Origin of the sequence: Metabacillus sp. KUDC1714 (assembly GCF_014217835.1) — a bacterium.
Lineage (GTDB): Bacteria > Bacillota > Bacilli > Bacillales > Bacillaceae > Metabacillus > Metabacillus rhizosphaerae.
The window spans coordinates 1568532-1588650 of the sequence record NZ_CP055263.1 but is presented as its reverse complement, the minus strand read 5'-3'; the positions used below and the strand labels follow the sequence as shown (position 1 = coordinate 1588650).

The following is a 20119-nucleotide window of genomic DNA, read 5'->3' as shown; positions in this document are numbered from 1 at the left end:
ATTATTTATATAAAAGAATGTATTTACAATATAGTTTTCAATAAAAGAAAGAATGAAAACCACAATGTGATCATTTGCGAAAATTCCCACACATTCCCTTACTTCTATGAAATAAGCGCTCCTTTATTTGTTTACAGTAACTCTCAATGATGCTAATGAATTCTTGTGTAATACCTTTTCAGCATGTGGTTAAAATAACTACATATGAAAGATTTCCAATTACTTGTTTAGTAGAAAATATTACTTTCCATCTACTCTTTTGTTCTAATTTATAGTAATATTTTCGAGAGGTGTTAAATGAAGAATTTTGACAAACTTCCAAAATCAATAAAAAAGACATTAAGATATATAAACCAGGATGTTAATTCTGTAGATAAGTTAGAGCAAATTGAGAAAACAGTAAATCTATACATCCAGAAAAGAAAGCAGCAATTAAAAGATGATTCAAGTGCATAGCAAACCAAAATAAAAATCCATTCTTTCACTTGTAAAAGAATGGATTCGATCTATTTGTCTTTTAAAAAATTCACAATAAGCTTTTCAATAAAAGAAAGAATGACAACCACAATGGAATACTTAGTAACATCCCCCACATAATTCCGTTAAAAACATTTCCTTGTTCTTCCATGATCAAACACTCCTTCGTATGTAAAAGTAACTTCTAATGTATGCTTGTTCTTATAATATTTGAAAACGCTTTCAAAGTAAATAGCCTTTTCAAAAAATGATTAAAACGAACTAAAACTGTTCTGTAAAAAGTAAAAAACAAGTTCCTATTACCCTAAAAAAGTAGGGACTCGTCTTACAAGATTTCTAAGGTGTTCAGACCATACCAGACCTACTACCCATCTTAATCACAGCTTATTAGCGTACTCACTTAGCCTTTTTGAATTTAAGAAATGAAAAATGTTAATTCCTCTTCTATAGAAAATACTTCATAAAGCGTATTGCCCCTTCAAAGTTCACAATAATAACATTACCTGACCAGTATCATACTATTCTTTCCCAATACATAATGAAGCCTATCTCACCAAACTAATCATAAATCAGCTAGAAATAACAAAAACTAACAATAAGTCCGTAAAATATAGGAGGCATAAAGCATGGGATCAAATTCAGGTAGCTCAGGTAGAGTCACTGTCATCTTTCATCATGATGAACATTCACTAAAGAAAATTCATAACCTAGCTGAATTAACAGCATTATTAGGCTCAGACCTAATCTTTATTGATGAATTTAAAGAACCAAAGAAGCTTGATAAAAAGGTTTGGAAGAGCCATGTAAACGGAATGAGTCTCGAAGTGTATCTAAAGTAAGAACAATGAAAAAGAGGCCAAGTAAGGCCTCTTCTAAGAAAAATTAATTTAATAAAAGCGTCACTGCTGCACTCAATACAATCGTAACAACAGGAAGTGCGATCACAAGAAGAGTTTTCTTTCTCTTTCTAGTTCTCTCTATCTCTTCAGGTGTAGTCCATGTCATCAAACCAATCTCCTTTTTTTTATGGAAGCTAGCTTGCATTGCTATAAGTAGAACCTCTATAGCTTTCCGTCATCACTTTCAGATTTTCATCATTACCTAAATTATGGAATACTTTATCAAGAAATTCATAAGGCAAACTCACTATTATTGGTAGTACTTTCTTTGTGGATTTAAGCCAATCAAGATAACCTGTAACTCTTCTCATCATAAACCGTCTAATGATGATAAAGCTGTGATGTTTATTACATATCATATTGGAGGACCCACAATGAAAAGAAAACTCGCCCTCATCATCACAATTTCAACAATCGGACTATACGCCTGCGGTAACGACCAGCCCACAACATCAGGATCAAACGAACAACCACCAAAAGAAGACCCAGCAACAAGCATGCAACTAGAAGGCTACGTCGTTGAAAAGACAGCAAATACAGTATTAGTCGTAAACCCCAATCCAAAGGAAGCAACTCAATCCAATGGCCCAGCCTACTTTTCAAATACACCAGACACACTTAAGATCGGAGACAAAGTCAGCATCTCCTATGACGTCATGCTAGAATCCTACCCAGGCCAAGCAGAAGCAAAAGCCGTAAACGTCCTAGAAAGCCACAAACCAAGTGGAGCAGACCTCACTGAGGAACAAGTGCTCAATAAAGCCTTAAGCAATAAAGAATTAAAAACTCCAATCTTATCAGTCTTTCATTATAATAAGGAAACAGACACATGGAAGATACAGGTGGATAGTATCATGGGAGAAAAAGAAGAGTTTATAATAGAAGATAAATACTAAATAAAAAGGCATTAGCGCTAACCATCAACTATTGCTTCCTAACCTCAGATATAAAAAAACTTACTAAATAGCCACTCCATGAAAAAATATGTCACTTCTCTAAAACCTATAGAAATAAAAACGACTAAGAAAATAACTTTCGACATATTATGTTGATACTTGCTATAACTTGTCAATTTATATTTATTTATTATATAGGAAAAGAACAGTACTATTTAACTACAACTTCTGTTATTTAAACAGAAAAGGGCAAACCTTTCAAAAGATAGGGTCGCAAAGCTACAGGTCTAAGGTGATCAACTATGATGGCTGAGCTGCTTAAAATATTTGATATTTTAGGAGATCCACATGCTAAGTTCTTTAATTATAGAAAAAGGTCTAGACAAAGAGTGGGTAGAATTAATCTTATCCGCACTAGAAATAGGAATATCTGTTGAAGAAATTAAAGCTTTCATCAATCAATCTCCCAGACCTGAATAAGGTCTTTTTTTTTTTACAATCTTATGAACACGTCATTTTCCTTAATTACCTTTATTATTTATACGGAGTGAGCCAAATCATCTATGGATATATCTAGGAACACAATCTTAAATGTAGAACATCAACTAGAAAATACTATAAGAAAGGACTTAATACAAACCATTAGAATCTATGGATTAAGTCACGCAGAAACCATAGCTATCGGTCAAAAAATGGATAAATACATATTTGAACTTCAGCTTATCAAACAATTCAAAGGTAAATGGTTTGTTACCAAAAGCCTATAACGGTGAAATCCATGATGAATTTTGTCAATTTATATTTTCCTAATTTAATTCCAATTATGGTACCATTTTCACAAATATCATTTACATAAGGAAATAATAAATTTAAAAATCAGAAAAAGGCTAACCTATTGAAAAATAGGGTCGCAAAGTTACAGACCTAAGGTTTAACACTATGGTGGCTGGACTACCGGATTTACATTCAGGGGGCTGCTGCGGTTGAAAAAAATCAAAGCAATTATTTGTTTTATTAAAAAGAACCACAAATACAGCTATTATTCAAATCAGTGTATGAGATGTGGGAAGAAGAAGAGAAGAGCTGCTTAGAGTGGTTCTTTTTCCTTATATATTTTTTTGTATGTAACTGTATTTGAACTAAGCTTATTAAATGTCTTTCTTGTAACAAGTAAATTCATCATTAACTTCCTTTGAAAATATGCACGATCGAGGGATGTAGTTTAAAATGTCATGCAAGAAATTATTGTAAAAAACATTATCAGCGTTATGTTGTGCGAGCAAGGAGAAAAGAAAGTACCATATAAAATGGTTATCTTAAGTCTCCTCTAAAATATTCTTCTACAAACTTAGACCCTTCCATTTTAATGCTAAAATTAATTTTCATGGTACGGTCCAATGATTAACAGTCTAATGTAATCATTAGTACGATTCATTGGCTCTATCTTTCAACTAATGTCTTCTGACCTCAGAAGTAAACACCTTACTATATAACCACTCCACAAATCGATAGCACATATATAGAAGTATAAACAAAATCAACCCTGCAACATCATAGCCTACATCCAACAGCCTACCACTCCGTGAAAAAAACAACTGAGCCACTTCTGTCAAAAAAGCAAAGCCTACAGAAATAAGCACAACCAATAACCAACGCTGCAACGCCCAATAAAGCAACATGGCCAAAAAGAAAAAACAAATGAAATGGCCAAGCTTTTGAATAACATATGTAATATCGTATAAACTACGAAGATCGTTAAGAAAAAAATCAGCAAGATTTGGATGACGTGTAAACTGAAAATGTAGCTCTTGCTCAGTAATGAACAAAAACAAACTCTCCGTACATATAAACATTAAAAGAATTCCTATATATAGCATAACAACAAAGATCTTCAACTAGAGTTCACCTCTTTAAGAGGATAAACACCAATGCAGTTATTTATTCCTCTAAATGAAAAAAAGCATCTATACGAGATGCCTAAGCAAACATTCTTTTAACAGGTTTTTTTCCCTTCTTAATATACATCTTCCCATCCTGCTTACACTTAAATAGTTTGATCCTAAACAAACGAAGTGGTGTATACACCTCTTTTAATTGTACTAAAGGCATCCCTATTATCCTCCTTTAACTCTATTTTGAATATGACTATACCGCAATAAGAGACAGAAATGAACCGTTTTGTTCTTATTTGAGAACGAAGTTAATTGTAGATAAATGTCGAAATGAATTTCCAATATTATTCTGTTGAGTGCATATAAATATCAAAGTATATTCATGTAGTTCGTAATACCCACGTTATTAAGGTGTAGATACGATTAACTGTAAAGAAATTCAAGCCGAAATATTATATAAAGATAAAGATAAGATTCGACAACTTTGTCGAAAAAAAGGGGGTCATAAAAGATGGCAAATTGGGTAACACCAGAAGAAATCTCAAGAAAAAAGGAATTAAGAAAAAAACTCATCACTTATTCGTTTCCAGTTCTAGCAATTGTGATCGGTGCACTTGTAACAATTGCAGCAAACGGATTATAGAGGAAGACTACCACCATCAGTGGGTGTAGTGTTCCTTCTCCCCAAGACCTATAGTGAGACTTATCAGATCTTTACTGCCAATAATGACAGGTTTAAAAAAATTTGAATCTGTTACTCTGCATTATACAAAGGATGAAAACACTTCCAACAGCACTTTGGTACAAATTACCCAAAAAATAATGTAAAAAAGCTGACAAAAAGATGGTAAAATAAGTTTTGTAAGTGAAAAACAAGAAGAATAGTATCCTTTTCTGTAAGAAATTGTAGATTTCTTGTGGAAATAGTCATTATATTTCTTTATAATAGTCAAGTCGTACTAAATTAATAGATTAAAATCTTTGGAGGTTATCATGGAAGAAACTATCAGCTTGAAGGAGCTGTTTCAAACTTTAAAGAAACGTCTCTCACTTATTATAATTATTGCAGCTATTGCAACGGCAACAAGTGGAATAGTTAGTTATTTTCTCTTAACACCTATTTACCAATCCTCAACACAAATTCTCGTAAACCAATCAAAGTCTGATGAACAGGTCTATAACGCTGGAGAAGTACAGACAAACCTTCAATTAATAAACACTTACAACGTTATCATCAAAAGTCCTGCAATATTAGATAGAGTCATTCAAAAGGAAAAACTTGATATGTCAGCTGGAGCACTTAATGGATTAGTAACTGTTTCAAGTGAACAAAACTCACAGGTTGTAAACATTACAGTTCAAAATGAAGATCCACAAAAGGCAGCAAATATTGCAAATTCAATCGCAACAACCTTTCAAACTGAAATTTCTAAAATTATGAATGTTGATAATGTAACCATCTTAACGAAAGCTCAATTAGGTGAAGATCCATCACCAATAAAGCCTCAGCCAGTATTAAACATGGCGATTGCATTGGTAGTAGGATTAATGGCTGGTGTTGGTTTAGCCTTTTTGCTTGAATATCTTGATAATACAATCAAAACAGAGCAAGACATTGAAAATCAACTGGGTTTACCGGTATTAGGTGCTATTACTACGATTAATATGGATGGCGAAGCAAACGAACATGCTAGTAAATCATCAATGATTAGAACGCGAGGTGAGTCAGTTGGCTCGTAAGGATCGAAAGCAATTATTTCAACTGCAAAACAGAAGTTTAATTTCATTTACAAGTCCAAAATCACCAATTGCAGAGCAATTTCGAACGGTGAGAACGAATATTCAATTTTCTAGTGTTGATGAAGATCTACAAACGATGATTGTTACATCTTCTGGTCCAGCTGAAGGGAAGTCAACAACAACTGCAAATTTGGCTGTTGTGTTTGCTCAGCAAGGGAAACGTGTATTACTAATTGATGCGGATTTACGTAAACCAACTTCTCATTACACTTTCCGTACGGAGAATCATGTTGGTTTGTCGAATGTTTTAACAAGACAAGCAACACTAGATGAAGCGGTGAAAACAACTGATCAAGACAATCTTTGGGTGTTGACTAGTGGACCAATTCCACCAAATCCGTCAGAGATTCTTGGTTCAAAAGGAATGCAAATGTTATTGGAGAAAGCAAAGAATGAGTATGATGTAATCATTCTTGATTCACCACCAGTATTAGCTGTAACAGATGCTCAAGTGTTGTCTAATTTAACAGATGGTGTCGTTCTTGTTGTTAGTAGTGGGAAAACAGAGATAGAGTCTGCAAAGAAAGCAAAAGAACTTCTTGATAGTGCAAAAGCGAAGATCTTAGGAGTAGTATTAAACAACAAGAAGGTACAAGATAGCCAATATTATTATTACTACGGGGGAAAATAGTCATATTTCGACAATATACCCCCCTTTTCTTTGTTTTTTGACCGTGATACGATTACTTAAGCCAAAATTATAGGGAAATAGAAATAGATAATAACCAATAAATTCCCTTGGGGGTGGGTCCTTTGATTGACATTCATAGTCATATATTACCTGGTGTGGATGATGGTGCACAGACAGTTGAAGATGCGATTAATATGGCAAAGTTAGCTGTTGAAGAGGGGATTACAAAGATAATTGCTACACCTCATCATCAGAATGGGAAGTATTTTAATAAGAAACAAGACATTATAGATAGAGTCATTGAGCTCAACCGTTTACTTCAAAATGAGAATATCCCATTAGAAGTTTTACCAGGTCAGGAAACACGTATTTATGGGGAGTTGCTAGAGGATCTGGAAAAGGGTGATATTCTTCCTCTTAATCATTCAAATTATCTGTTTATTGAATTGCCTTCAGGACATGTACCAAGGTATACAGAAAAGCTCTTGTTCGATATTCAATTAAAAGGGTTAACTCCTGTAATTGTTCATCCGGAGAGAAATTCGGAAGTGATCGAAAATCCTGATAAATTACTTAACCTCGTTAAAAAAGGCTCTCTTACTCAAGTTACAGCAGGGAGTATTACCGGACACTTCGGAAAGAAGATTCAGAAGTTTTCATTGCAATTGATTGAATCCAATTTGACTCACTTTATATCTTCTGATGCCCATAATATATCAACTAGAAGCTTTAAAATGAGAGAATCAATATCTGAAATAGAAAAAGAGTTTGGTAGTCAGGCGGTTTATTACTTTAAAGAAAATGCTGAATTACTTATACAGGGGCAAACAGTGTATAAACAAGAACCAAGTCAAATTAAACGTAAAAAATTCTTAGGTATTTTTTAATTGTTCATTGGTGATGTCTCCTAACCGTTATCAATGGAGGCACTCGATCACACTGTGGGTGCCTTGGATACCTTAGACACTTGTTGTCAAAAGTGGGATGTGAGGAAGGGGTGGATGCCCTTTTACCAATTTATTAAAGTACACATATAAAGATTTTTAACGAAAGAGTGGTTAATAATAAGTGCTTTTCCGTTAGATATCTTACATTTTAAATAACTTAGAAAAGGTGAACACATATGAAAATAGCAGTAGTCGGTACTGGTTATGTTGGTTTAGTTACTGGTACATGTTTATCTGAGATTGGGCATACTGTGATGTGCATTGATATAGATCAGAACAAAGTAAATAAAATGCGTGAAGGTATATCGCCAATTTATGAACCAGGTTTAGATGAATTAATGATAAAAAACATTGAAGAAAAGAGACTTTTTTTTACAACTAATCATAGTGAAGGATTTGAAAATGTTGATGTCATTTATATTGCTGTTGGTACTCCTGAGAGAGAAGACGGTTCAGCTAACCTTTCATTTGTTGAGCAGGTAGCAAAAGATATTGCATCACATATCGAAAAGGATGTAATAGTAGTTACGAAAAGTACAGTCCCCGTAGGAACGAATGATTGGATTAAAAGTGTCATTCAAAATAATCTTGTAAATAACGTAAAGGTTGATATTGTATCAAATCCTGAATTTTTACGTGAAGGTGCTGCCATATATGATTCTTTTAATGGAGATCGTATAGTTGTTGGTGCTGAAAATGTAACTGCTGCAAATACTATAGGAGAATTAAATAAACCATTCGGGATTCCAGTATTTAAAACAGATATTCGCAGTGCGGAAATGATAAAATATGCAGCTAATGCATTCCTTGCTACTAAGATTAGCTTTATTAATGAAATTTCGAACATCTGTGAAAAAGTTGGAGCGAATGTAGAAGATGTTGCCAATGGAATGGGACAGGATAATAGAATAGGATCTCAATTTTTAAATGCCGGAATTGGTTACGGAGGATCTTGTTTCCCAAAGGATACAAAAGCCCTTGTGCAAATTGCAGGTAATGTAGATTATGAGTTTGAATTGTTAAAAGGTGTTATCCATGTAAATCAAAAGCAACAAGAAATCTTATTAAATAAATTGGATGATAGATTTGATAGTTTAGAAGGTAAAAAGATTGCAGTGTTAGGTTTAGCTTTTAAACCAAATACTGATGATATGAGAGAAGCGGCTTCTATTGTAATTACAAAGTATTTAATAGAAAAAGGTGCAAATGTTGTTGCATATGATCCAGTTGCAATGGAGAATGCCAAAAAAATTCTAGATTTAAATGTTAATTATGCATCAAATACAATTGAGGCTCTAAAAGACGCTGATGTTGCTTTAATTTTAACTGAATGGAATGAATTCAAAGATCTAGAAATAGGATCATTTGAAAAAAATATGAAATTACCAGTTATATTTGATGGTCGTAATTGTTATGATCCTAAAATCGTTGAAAATTTTCATGTCGAGTACCATTCAATGGGAAGACCATCTATTAAAAATATACATTTACTAAATGTTTGAAAATCAAGGAGGAAATAAATTGAAAAAAGTAAGAAAAGCAATTATACCAGCAGCAGGATTAGGAACACGTTTTTTACCAGCAACAAAAGCAATGCCAAAGGAAATGCTACCAATTGTGGACAAGCCAACAATTCAATATATTATTGAAGAGGCAATTGAATCAGGAATTGAAGACATTATTATTGTAACAGGTAAAGGAAAACGGGCAATTGAAGATCATTTTGACCATAATTTTGAGCTTGAACAGAATTTGATAGAAAAAGGGAAACTGGATCTGTTAAAAAAAGTACAACATTCATCTGAAATTAATCTACATTATATTCGTCAAAAAGAGCCGAAAGGGCTTGGGCATGCAGTTTGGTGTGCTAGAAAGTTTATTGGTGATGAGCCATTTGCGGTATTACTTGGCGATGATATTGTTGAGGCTGAAACACCTTGTTTAAAACAGTTGATAAATGAATATGAAAAAACGGGTTCCTCTGTTATTGGAGTTCAAACAGTAACTGATGATCAGACTGACCGGTATGGAATTATTGATCCGTTAGAGAAAGACGGAAATCTTCATAAAGTATATCGTTTTGTTGAAAAGCCAGTAAAGGGAACTGCACCATCTAATCTAGCTATTATGGGCAGATACTTATTAACTCCTGAAATTTTTGATCTTTTAGAAAATCAAGAAACTGGCGCTGGTGGAGAAATACAATTGACGGATGCAATTCAGAAGTTGAATGAGGTACAAGCGGTGTACGCCTATGACTTTGAGGGTATTCGTTATGACGTCGGAGAGAAGTTTGGATTTATTCAGACTACCATTGAGTTTGCATTGAAGCATGAAGAACTTAAGGAACAGCTATTAGAGTTAATGGGGAAATTAGTAGAGCAAGAAAAAGTAACTTTATAGGGTGAGGGGAGCGAATTGTAATGACTAACCTCGCAAATCATGAATCGATAAATGCTCCTAGAGAAGGGATAAAGAATGACCTTGAAAAGAAGGTACTCTATAACATCTCGAAAAGAACTTTGGATATATTTGGTGCGCTAGTTGGTTTAGTTATGTTAAGTTTTATTTTATTAGTAATAGCACTTTTAATAAAACTTGAAGATCCGAAGGGTCCAATCTTTTTTTGTCAGAAAAGATTGGGTAAAGACGGAAAAGAATTCAAAATGTATAAGTTTCGTTCAATGATAACTGATGCTGAAACAAAACTTGAAGAATTATTAAAGTATAATGAAGTTGAAGGAGCCATGTTTAAAATGAAAGATGATCCACGAGTTACAAGGATTGGCAGGTTCATTCGAAAGACCAGCATTGATGAATTGCCACAGTTGTTTAATGTGTTAAAGGGAGATATGAGTTTAGTAGGTCCAAGACCACCATTACCACGTGAAGTCAATGAATATACTAATTATCATTTGCAAAGATTATTTGTAACACCTGGTTGTACCGGTGTTTGGCAAGCAAGTGCTAGAAATAGTGTTGGATTTGAAGAAATGGTGGAAATGGACTTATATTATATTCGTAATCGAAGTTTTTGGTTGGATTTAAAGATCATCTTTAAAACCTTTTTGGTTTTATTTGGTTCAAAAAATGCTTTTTAGAAAATGCAAATAATGTTAGTTAATTTGTTTTAACATTTATTTAGAATGCTAATGAATTTTGTGGATTCAAGTTATGTTTACTAGCATGGTGGCACATTATTTAATAATGAAAGAGTGAGATTATGAAAATATGTTATGCAGCTTCATCGGGTGGTCACTTAGAGCAGATTATGATGCTCTATCCTATGATGGAGAAATATAACAGCTTTATTCTAACTGAAAAAACCTTATATGAATTTAATTCAAAGGGTAAGAAATTGTATAATGTTTCCCAAGTAAACAGACGTGAGCTATTATTTGTATTTAAGATATTTCTTGTACTTATACAAACTTTATATATTTTCTTTAAAGAAAAGCCAGATGTTGTAATTTCTACTGGCGCATTAGCGACAGTACCAATCTGTCTTTTAGCTAAATTGTTTAGAAAAAAACTAATTTTTATTGAATCTTTCTCAAAAATCACTTCACCAACTATCACTGGTAAGTTAATGTATAAGATTGCAGATATATTTATAATACAATGGGAAGAGTTAAAAAAGTTTTATCCAAACGGGATCTATGGAGGGGGAATATATTGATATTTGTTACTGTAGGTTCACAAAAGTTTCAATTTAATAGATTATTAGAGGAATTAGATAATTTAGTTGAAAATGATTTTCTAAATTCTCATGAAATATATGCTCAAACCGGCTATTCAACATACGAGCCAAAGTTTTATACGTTTAAAAAGTTTATCAATAAAGATGATTTCTTAATAACTATGGCTAAGAGTTCTATTATTATTACTCATGGGGGAACTGGTTCAATTATTAACGGTGTAAAAATGGAAAAAAAGGTTATTGGTGTTCCAAGATTGAAAGAATTTGGTGAGCATGTTGATAACCATCAACTAGAGATCATAGAACAGTTCTCTAATTCAGGTATGATCTATTCATTATCAGATATAAAAAATCTCGGGAAAGCAATAGATAAAGTGGAGAATATGGATTTTAGAAAATACCAATCAAATACAGAAAACATCATTAATATATTAGAATCTTTTTTATCGCATGAAGATAATTAGCTTCCAAAGTATGTATCAAAAAAGAATTAGAAAAGGTGATTCAATGAAAGTAATTATGATTGGCTCTCATCTGCGTGTAACAGGCGGAATTACTAGAGTTGTAAAAAACTATTTAGAATCTGGATTACCCCAAAAAGTAAATTTCGAATACTTCCCTACTTATCATGGTAGTAATCATTTCCTTAATATATTCTATTATTTTTATCAGTTTTTCAAGCTTTTTATTAGATTATATATACTAAATGAACAATATAATGTAGCTCATATTCATATGTCATATCGAGGAAGCTTTGTACGAAAGAGATTCATTATTAATCTATTAAAAAAGAAAAAAATACCAGTTATACTTCATATGCATGGATCACAATTTAAAGATTTTTATAATGAAAGTTCAAATAGCCGAAAAAAACAGATTAAAGAAACCCTTAATAAAGTTACAGTTATACTGGCATTAGGTGAACAATGGAAAAAATACTATAAATCGATTAGTAATACTAATGTTGTTTCTTTAGATAATGCTGTTTTTCCGAAACAACTAACTAATAGTCCGGAAGAAAAGATTTATGTAACGACGATGGGAGTCCTTTCAAAGAGAAAAGGGACATATGATTTAATAGAGGCAGTTTCGAAAATAAAAGGTAAAATAGATTCTAAGTATAAATTTATAATTGCCGGTGATGGTGAAATTGAAAAGGCCAAAACCAAGATAAAAGAATTAGAGCTAGATGATATGTTTGTTATACCTGGTTGGATATCTGATCAGGAAAAAATTGATGAAATATATAGAAAGAGCATTATCTATGTTTTGCCTTCTTATAATGAAGGTATGCCAATGTCAATTTTGGAGGCAATGAGTTATGGTTTACCAATAGTATCTACAGACATCGGTTCTATTCCATCAGTTGTTAATGAAGAGAACGGCATTATAATCAAACCAGGTGATATTGAAGCCCTTTCTAAAAGTATAATTCAACTCCTTAATAATAATAATAAATTAAAGAAAATTAGAAGAAACAACTCAGAAAAAGTTAAATTAAAATATAACATCTATAATTCAGTTGACGAATTGAATGAATTATATAAAAAAGTGGCAATTAATAATTAAGATTTAATGATTTTAAACCTTAGAAGACAAAACTTTAGTTCAGTAGATTGAATATCAAGATAATATAGTTTAGGAATTTTTAGAAATAACATCCTCAAATTTGAATAGGCTATTTCAAAAGCTAATAAATGTCAATTCCCTAAACTTGGCCAGGAAGAACTATGACTTACAGTTTCGGTTTAAGAAATATAGTATGAATTATTAAAACTTACGAGATAATATTGATTAAGGAACAGTATTAATAGAGCCTAAAAACATACTTTGTCAATTTGAGAAAGATATTATATAGATTATTTGAACTTCATAGTAGGTGTTTAAATGAAATTCAGTATTAAAAAGTTAATTGTTTTTATAATGGTGTGTACCTTTTTATTTCAGGATACAATCCTTTACTATTATAATTCTTCATTTGTAAATAGTTTGGATGAATTATTTATTCTTTTGTATGCTACAATTGCTATTTTTTATTGTATAGGTAATGGGAAAATTAACAGGACTAGCTTTTTTATATTTATCTTATCAATAATTTATTTATTTATAGGCTTCATTTCAGGTGTAATTAATAGTAATTATCAGATATACAACTTATTAATGGGTGGGTTCCTAGTGGTTAAAGTCTATATTTTGATTTTTTCAGTTATAAATGTCCCACTCAAGAAAAATACTTCTATTTATATTGTTGAAGCAATAAAGTTTGCCGCGTACATTTGTGCTATAGTAGGAATATTTAATTTTATTTTACCCAATTTATATTTGAAAATATTCCCTTTTGGTTTTACTGATTATAGATTAGGCTTTACAAGCGTAATGTCTTTATTTATCCATCCAGGAATATATGGGTGGTTTATGTTATTTACTGCCTTTTATTATTTTAGTGAATATACAAGAAAAAAAGAAAAAAAGCTTATCTATAGTTTTTTCTTTTTTTCAGTGATGGCAATATTGTCCTTTAAGGTTAAAGTTATACTAGCAATTTTAGTGGTAATAGTAGTATATGTATATGTTATTGAAAATAGGAAAATAAAAGCAACACAAATCTTTTCTACAATTGGCTTATTATCAATAATTTGGTTGTTTTTTGGGAGGTTAATTTATAATACTTATACACTATATTTTACTCAAACTGATACTATTAGTGCAAGGTATGCTCTTTCACATACAAGTTTAGAAATCTTAAGAGACTACTTTCCAATAGGGGTTGGATTTGGGAAATTTGCTAGCTGGTTTGCAAGAATTAATTATAGTGAATTTTATTATAAATATGGTATAAATGATGTTTACGGATTAGATCCTCAAAATCCCTTTTTTGGTACAGATACTTTTTGGCCAGCAGTTATAGGAGAAACTGGATTTTTAGGCTTTGTTGTATATTGCGTATTACTGATATATATATTTAAAAGGTTATATTCAATCTATAAAAAAAATAAAGACAATCATTTCTGTTTATTTTCAATTTTAATCTTAGTCCAAGCACTTGTTGAATCTTCGGGAGAGCCAATATTCAATAGTTCTCCACAAAATATTATCATAGGTGTCATTTTAGGATTGGCTTTATCGAAAAGGAAGGGATACAATGCAAAAAATAGCATTTTATATGCATAATTTTAATGGAGGCGGTGCAGAGAAAGTAACAATTACTCTTGCCGATTTATTATATAAAGATGGATTTGATGTTTCTATAATAGTTAAAAATAATACTGGTGTTTTAAGTAGTACAGTTCCAAAATATATAAAGATTATCGATCTGAATGTTTCCAATAGTACTAAGATATTACGGAATATAGTAAATGTTTTGAAGTTAATTCAAATATTTAATAAGAATGAGTTTAAATGTATTATAAGTGTCACTAGAGGAATGAATTTAATAGCCTCAATTGCACGACGACTAGCCATTAAAACTAATATTCCACTTTTAGGAACTATCCATAACTCTGTATCCCAAGAGAAGATAAACTATCCTAAAATTAAGAACTATTTAACTAAAAAGTTAGATAGACAGTTGAATAAGATAATTGTTGTATCAGAAGATGCAAGAAAAGAATATGTTAATTTAACAAAAGTAGATCCTAATAAGACTATTACTATATATAATCCAGTTGTAAGTTCTGATATTATTAGAAAGTCAGAAAATTCCTGTCCGCACCCATGGTTAAAAACAAATAGAAATTTTAAAACTATAATTACAGCAGGAAGATTAACTTATCAGAAGAACCAGATACTTTTGTTGGAAATGTTAATAAAACTAAAAGAAGAGGTTGACGTAAGACTGATAATTTTAGGAGAAGGAGAACTAAGGAAAGAACTAGAGTTGTTTTGTAAAAATAACAACATTGAAAAATTTGTTGATTTTGTAGGATTTGTAGATAATCCATATAGTTATTTTAAACATGCTGACGCCTTTATCTTATCTTCTAGATATGAAGGGTTACCTACAGTACTTATTGAAGCCCTAGCTTGTGGATGTAATATAGTTTCAACTGATTGCCCTACAGGACCTAAGGAAATTTTAGATGAAAACAAATATGGTTTTCTATGTAAATTAAATGATAGCGATGATTTATTATTAAAGACGAAAAAATGTTTAAACAATCCTATTAACAAATCGAAATTAGTTAAGCATTCATTAGAATACTCTACTGAAAAAAGTAAATCACAATATGTAAAGCTAATGAGGGAAGTAATAAATGGATAAAAAATTTAAAATATGTTTTTTTTCGGGTGATATATCAAGGAATGGTGGTACAGAAAGAGTTTCGACTATTATTGCAAATGAACTTGTTAAAAGGGGACATGAAGTATCATTTCTTAGTTATCGAAATGGCTTAAAATCCTATTATTATATAGATGAAAGAATACCATTATATAGTCTAGGTATGGAGAATTATAATGGTTTTTTGTCTAGAAAATTAATGCCATATAAAAAACTTATTAGTTTTTTTAAAACAAATAAGACAGATATAGTAATTGATATTGATGTCTTATTAAGCATTTATACACTACCAATAAAGAAAATAATCGGCACAAAGATAATTTCATGGGAGCATTTTAATTTAAGGGAAAATCGGATCAAGACTAGAGTTATTGCTAGAAGGCTTGCTACATTTTGTTCTGACAGTATAGTTACTCTAAATAAGAATGATATGGAAAATTATGTAGGTATTACTCCTTCATTTTATAAAAATAAAATAAGATACATTTATAATCCCGCAATAGCTAAGTATGAAACAAAAACTAATTTAAAAAATAAGACAGTTATTGCAGTTGGTAGATTAACATATCAAAAAAATTTCCACCTTCTAATAAAATTATGGAAAGAAATTGAGATATTAAATCCAAAGTGGAATTTAATAATAGTTGGTGAAGGTGAAGATAAGAAATCATTAGATGAATTAATATCGCACCTTGGAGTGAAAAATGTTGTTATAACAGGATTTAAAGAAAATATTGAAAAAATATATGAGGAATCATCTATTATGGTAATGACATCTAGATATGAAGGTCTACCAATGGTTTTATTAGAGGGGCAAAAAAAAGGATTACCTATTGTTGCATTTAATTGTCCTACAGGACCCGCTGAAATTATTATAAATGGACGTAATGGTTATTTAATTGATATCGGTGATCAACAAGAATTTATTAAAAAGTTACATGAATTAATTAATGACTATGATAAGTTGAAAGAATTTAGCTCTAATGCTATTAAAGATTCAGAGAAGTTTAATTTAACTAGCATAATTGATAACTGGATAAAACTATTTTATAAATTGAATTAGGTGAAGATGCCCATGATTAAGAGTAAGGAAGAATTAATTAATTATTTAGCTAAAGATAAAATAGCCTTATATAAAACTTATAAAAGACCTAAATTAATCGGAGACGAAATCTGGAGATTTCAGATTATCTATAGAAAATATGAATATACTAGGAATTGTTTAAAGAAAAAAATACATCTTCCATATCTATTATTTCTTAAATATAGATTTAATAAATTATCTATAAAATTGGGTTTTTCAATTCCAATCAACACAATAGAATCAGGACTTAGTATAGCGCATTATGGAACTATTGTTATAAATGGTAATTCTAAAATTGGGAAAAATTGCCGTATTCAAGAAGGGGTTACAATCGGTGCTACTAGTGGAGAAGTAAAAGCACCTTTAATTGGAGATAATGTATTCATAGGCTCTGGTGCAAAAATAATTGGAGATATTAAGATTGCTGATGATGTTGTTATAGGTGCTGGGAGTGTTGTTGTAAAAAGTATTTACGAAAAAGGAATAACAGTAGCAGGTGTTCCAGCAAAAAAAGCCAGCAATAATAACTCCCTCAAATTCATAAATTCTGACTTATTAAAATGACATGGAAATTGATAGAAAAGTTAACTATTATTCTATTTTATAAGAAACTGTATATAATACTTGTTTAGTCAAAAATCAATATAATCAATTAAAGGGCAATAGAGATATAGATATAGTCTTTGCAAGATATAAGTATAATAAAATATATACAAGAAATGAATTCTTTAAAAAGGTGATTTAGTGAATGTGAAAAAGAATTATTTGTATAATTTAATGTATAAAATATTAACTATGATTCTACCATTAGTAACTGTCCCATATGTTTCAAGGGTATTAAATCCTGAAGGAGTTGGAACGTATGCATATACTCTTTCGATAGTACAGTATTTTGTAATAATCGGTATGCTGGGAATAGGAACATACGGAAATAAAATGGTAGCAATGGCTAGGGATAATAAAGAAAATCTTAGTAAAACATTTCTTAGTATTTATTCATTGCAATTTATACTGACTCTTAGTTCTGTCTTTTTTTACTTAATATTTGTTTATGTATTTATGCAAGAATTTAGAATGATTGCACTAATTCAAACAATTTATTTACTTTCAATTGTCATAGACTGTACGTGGTTTTTCAGTGGACTAGAACAGTTTAAAAAAGTTGTAACTAGGGATGTTTTAATAAAAGTATTAGGATTAATATCAATTTTTACTTTTGTTAAAAATGAAGATGATTTAGTAATTTACACAATTATTATGAGCTTATCTGTACTTATTGGTCAATTAATAATGTGGTTTTATGTAAAAGAGTATATTATATTCACATCAGTATCATGGAATGATATTTTTCGACATATAAAACCAACTTTTGTTTATTTCCTTCCTCAAGTAGCTGCACAGGTATATTTTGTTCTAAATAAGACTATGATTGGCATTTTTTCGACTACTATTGAAGTGGGTATATTTGACTATGCCGATAAAATACTTAAGGTTGCTTTAGCAGTGGTAACATCTTTAGGTGTAGTTATGTTACCCAGAATGTCAAATACCTTTGCCAAAGGTGATATAGTTAAAGCTAAAGTGTATATTAATAAATCACTAGATTTTACAACACTATTAGCAGTACCCATTATGCTTGGATTAGCAGGTATAGCAAAAGAGCTTATACCATGGTATATGGGAGAAGATTTTAATAGAAGTATTCCGGTACTTATAATCATTAGTCCTACAATTTTACTAATGGCTTGGAGTGGAGTATTCGGTGCTCAATATATGGTCCCCCTAGGTAAAATGAAAGAATTTACAATTTCATTGTATGCAGGAGCAATTGTAAATTTAACAGTTAATTTACTTTTAATTAAGCCATTTGGGTCAATTGGCGCTGCAGTAGGAACTTTGAGTGCTGAATTAGCTGTAACTTTAGTCCAATTATTCTATGTAAGAAAAGAGATTAACGTATTATTAGTTATTCCAAAAACTATTAAATACTTAATATCTGGGATTATTATGTATATTCTAGTTAGATATATTGGGAATACATTGGGTTCATCTATGCTTGTAACATTTCTACAAATTGTCTTTGGAGCAATAATATATTTCACCTTTGTTATTATTTTTGAAATTATAAGTAAAGATGGTTTAATAATAAATGAAATTAAAAAAAGATGGAAAAAGTAAACTATTATTAAAAATGCTGATTGGCTACTGTTTTTAATTAAATATTCCTATAAAAAGGGGCTTAATTATATTAGGGGGAAAGAAGAGTATTTTCCCATTATTTTTGAGAACGAAACGTTTAATAAATCATTATATGAATTTAAAACTAGAATATATAAACCCAAATGATTACATTTACAAAAGCTGTTGATTATAAACATATTGTACAAACCATATGAGTGAATCAAGACTAACTCAGAGAAATAAGGTGAAAGTAAAATGGAAAATAGAGTTATTTACTTAGATATTCTACGTATTATTTCAATAATTGCGGTGATTTTTATACATGTTTCAATGGAATCCTGGATGAATTTTTCAATGAATTCTTCAAGTTGGCAAATCTCAAATGTTTTTAATTCTATTTCTCGTTTTGCAGTTCCTGTACTAATAATGGTAAGCGGTGTTCTATTTTTAAATCCAAGAAAGGCTATAGATTTTAAGTCAATCTTTAATAAGTATATATTCAGAATTGCTACTGCATTTATTTTTTGGTCTGCCCTGTATGCTTTGTTTAATGGTATTTTATTATATAAAGATATAAATATTTCAATGTTAAAATTTTCTGCTAAACGATTTATCATTGGAGAATATCATATGTGGTTCTTATATACAATAGTGGGAATGTACATAATTACTCCCTTTTTAAAAAAAATAGTAGAAAACAGAAAGCTTACTGAGCATTTTATTATACTTTCTTTTATTTTTGGTATTTTAATTCCAACCCTACAAGAGTTCCCTATTTTGAACAAAACGGTTTTTATATCTGATAAGTTAAATTTGTTTTTCTTTTTTGGATATTCATTTTATTTTGTGCTCGGTTATTACTTATTCTCGTATCATTTATCAAAACCAATTAAAAATATACTTTATATTTTAGGAATACTAAGCTTTATTGTTACATTATTAAGTACAAATTTATTGGTACATTATAACAAAATTAAGTATTTATCTACTGATTATGGCTATGAAATTAATTTAATGCCTCATATTGCTTTAATTTCTGTGGTTATTTTTTTAACTTTTAAAGATAAATTAAATTTAGAAAAAAGTACAAAACATAATTTTATATTTAAACTATCAACATTATCTTTTGGAGCTTATTTGATTCACGTTTTATTTATTAAAATTCTTAGTCTGTTAGGGTTATCGTCAGGTTTATTTAATCCTTTATTCTCTATTCCGCTAATTAGTAGTATTGTCATATTATTAAGTTTCTTTTCTTCTTATCTTTTAAGTAAAGTACCGTATGTTAATAAATATATTCTATAAATTTATTAACATAGAATCGAATTACCAA

General features: G+C 30.5%; 24 protein-coding genes and 2 riboswitches. Of the genes, 21 read left to right on the top strand and 3 right to left on the bottom strand.

Going from position 1 to position 20119, the window contains the following annotated elements:
* The first annotated feature begins 297 nt into the window (after positions 1-297).
* Together HUW50_RS07640 and HUW50_RS07635 are read left to right on the top strand one after the other, a co-directional pair.
* Positions 298-456, top strand: coding sequence for a LytR family transcriptional regulator (locus tag HUW50_RS07640; RefSeq protein ID WP_066328794.1), 159 nt, complete (start codon positions 298-300; stop codon positions 454-456).
* 647 nt (positions 457-1103) lie between these two features.
* A complete protein-coding gene (locus HUW50_RS07635; protein WP_066328796.1) occupies positions 1104-1316 on the top strand; it encodes a hypothetical protein in 213 nt (70 codons plus the stop codon).
* Positions 1317-1359: 43 nt separating this feature from the next.
* Here the strand turns inward: HUW50_RS07635 and HUW50_RS27010 are convergent, their stop codons facing one another.
* Positions 1360-1482, bottom strand: a complete 123-nt coding sequence (locus tag HUW50_RS27010) for a hypothetical protein (RefSeq protein ID WP_260445670.1) — start codon at positions 1480-1482, stop codon at positions 1360-1362.
* Between the two features lie 268 nt (positions 1483-1750).
* Here HUW50_RS27010 and HUW50_RS07630 point away from each other — a divergent pair, with 268 nt between their 5' ends.
* From HUW50_RS07630 to HUW50_RS27495, 3 genes are all read left to right on the top strand, one after another.
* Complete coding sequence (locus HUW50_RS07630; RefSeq protein ID WP_185653807.1) at positions 1751-2272, top strand: DUF3221 domain-containing protein; 522 nt, start codon at positions 1751-1753, stop codon at positions 2270-2272.
* 238 nt (positions 2273-2510) lie between these two features.
* Positions 2511-2594: riboswitch (cyclic di-GMP riboswitch) on the top strand.
* Between the two features lie 26 nt (positions 2595-2620).
* A complete protein-coding gene (locus tag HUW50_RS07625; RefSeq protein ID WP_083964494.1) occupies positions 2621-2752 on the top strand; it encodes an anti-repressor SinI family protein in 132 nt (43 codons plus the stop codon).
* An 83-nt stretch (positions 2753-2835) separates the two neighbouring features.
* Entirely contained in the window at positions 2836-3039 is a 204-nt protein-coding gene (locus HUW50_RS27495; protein WP_066328800.1) for a Spo0E family sporulation regulatory protein-aspartic acid phosphatase, read from the top strand.
* Between the two features lie 108 nt (positions 3040-3147).
* A riboswitch (cyclic di-GMP riboswitch) is annotated at positions 3148-3231 on the top strand.
* 492 nt (positions 3232-3723) lie between these two features.
* On the opposite strand, the gene HUW50_RS07615 is transcribed toward HUW50_RS27495, so the two are convergent.
* The gene (locus HUW50_RS07615; protein WP_066328801.1) at positions 3724-4167 is read right to left on the bottom strand and encodes a VanZ family protein; all 444 of its coding nucleotides are present in this window, start codon (positions 4165-4167) and stop codon (positions 3724-3726) included.
* Between the two features lie 82 nt (positions 4168-4249).
* Entirely contained in the window at positions 4250-4381 is a 132-nt protein-coding gene (locus HUW50_RS27005) for a hypothetical protein (protein ID WP_260445669.1), read from the bottom strand.
* A 294-nt stretch (positions 4382-4675) separates the two neighbouring features.
* On the opposite strand from HUW50_RS27005, the gene HUW50_RS27000 reads away from it, so the two are divergent.
* From HUW50_RS27000 to HUW50_RS07540, 16 genes are all read left to right on the top strand, one after another.
* Positions 4676-4807, top strand: a complete 132-nt coding sequence (locus HUW50_RS27000; protein ID WP_260445668.1) for a hypothetical protein — start codon at positions 4676-4678, stop codon at positions 4805-4807.
* A 350-nt stretch (positions 4808-5157) separates the two neighbouring features.
* Positions 5158-5904, top strand: a complete 747-nt coding sequence (locus tag HUW50_RS07610; RefSeq protein ID WP_066328805.1) for a YveK family protein — start codon at positions 5158-5160, stop codon at positions 5902-5904.
* Entirely contained in the window at positions 5894-6595 is a 702-nt protein-coding gene (locus HUW50_RS07605) for a CpsD/CapB family tyrosine-protein kinase (protein ID WP_066328808.1), read from the top strand. The genes HUW50_RS07610 and HUW50_RS07605 overlap by 11 nt, the downstream gene beginning before the upstream one ends.
* A gap of 122 nt (positions 6596-6717) precedes the next feature.
* Positions 6718-7482: a tyrosine-protein phosphatase gene (locus HUW50_RS07600; RefSeq protein ID WP_066328810.1), complete on the top strand. Its 765-nt coding sequence runs from the start codon at positions 6718-6720 to the stop codon at positions 7480-7482.
* A gap of 236 nt (positions 7483-7718) precedes the next feature.
* A complete protein-coding gene (locus HUW50_RS07595) occupies positions 7719-9044 on the top strand; it encodes a UDP-glucose dehydrogenase family protein (RefSeq protein WP_066328814.1) in 1326 nt (441 codons plus the stop codon).
* Positions 9045-9063: 19 nt separating this feature from the next.
* On the top strand, positions 9064-9945 hold the full coding sequence (galU, locus tag HUW50_RS07590) for a UTP--glucose-1-phosphate uridylyltransferase GalU (protein WP_066328815.1): 882 nt from the start codon (positions 9064-9066) through the stop codon (positions 9943-9945).
* A gap of 20 nt (positions 9946-9965) precedes the next feature.
* Positions 9966-10643, top strand: a complete 678-nt coding sequence (locus HUW50_RS07585; RefSeq protein WP_066328816.1) for a sugar transferase — start codon at positions 9966-9968, stop codon at positions 10641-10643.
* A gap of 122 nt (positions 10644-10765) precedes the next feature.
* On the top strand, positions 10766-11221 hold the full coding sequence (pssD, locus tag HUW50_RS07580; RefSeq protein WP_066328826.1) for a PssD/Cps14F family polysaccharide biosynthesis glycosyltransferase: 456 nt from the start codon (positions 10766-10768) through the stop codon (positions 11219-11221).
* Positions 11218-11706 (top strand): PssE/Cps14G family polysaccharide biosynthesis glycosyltransferase, encoded by a 489-nt coding sequence (pssE, locus tag HUW50_RS07575; protein ID WP_066328831.1) that lies wholly within the window; start codon positions 11218-11220, stop codon positions 11704-11706. Before pssD ends, pssE begins: the two co-directional genes overlap by 4 nt.
* Before the next feature lie 43 nt (positions 11707-11749).
* Entirely contained in the window at positions 11750-12811 is a 1062-nt protein-coding gene (locus HUW50_RS07570; protein WP_066328833.1) for a glycosyltransferase family 4 protein, read from the top strand.
* Positions 12812-13417: 606 nt separating this feature from the next.
* Entirely contained in the window at positions 13418-14413 is a 996-nt protein-coding gene (locus HUW50_RS07565) for an O-antigen ligase family protein (RefSeq protein WP_157094312.1), read from the top strand.
* The gene (locus tag HUW50_RS07560; RefSeq protein ID WP_066328842.1) at positions 14385-15503 is read left to right on the top strand and encodes a glycosyltransferase; all 1119 of its coding nucleotides are present in this window, start codon (positions 14385-14387) and stop codon (positions 15501-15503) included. The genes HUW50_RS07565 and HUW50_RS07560 overlap by 29 nt, the downstream gene beginning before the upstream one ends.
* On the top strand, positions 15496-16584 hold the full coding sequence (locus HUW50_RS07555; RefSeq protein WP_066328848.1) for a glycosyltransferase family 4 protein: 1089 nt from the start codon (positions 15496-15498) through the stop codon (positions 16582-16584). Before HUW50_RS07560 ends, HUW50_RS07555 begins: the two co-directional genes overlap by 8 nt.
* Positions 16585-16596: 12 nt before the next feature.
* Positions 16597-17169 carry a serine O-acetyltransferase gene (locus HUW50_RS07550; RefSeq protein ID WP_185653806.1) on the top strand — a complete coding sequence of 191 codons (573 nt, stop codon included), beginning with the start codon at positions 16597-16599 and terminating at the stop codon, positions 17167-17169.
* A gap of 186 nt (positions 17170-17355) precedes the next feature.
* The gene (locus HUW50_RS07545) at positions 17356-18783 is read left to right on the top strand and encodes a flippase (protein ID WP_232328989.1); all 1428 of its coding nucleotides are present in this window, start codon (positions 17356-17358) and stop codon (positions 18781-18783) included.
* A 258-nt stretch (positions 18784-19041) separates the two neighbouring features.
* Complete coding sequence (locus HUW50_RS07540) at positions 19042-20091, top strand: acyltransferase (RefSeq protein ID WP_066328855.1); 1050 nt, start codon at positions 19042-19044, stop codon at positions 20089-20091.
* Positions 20092-20119 lie beyond the last annotated feature (28 nt).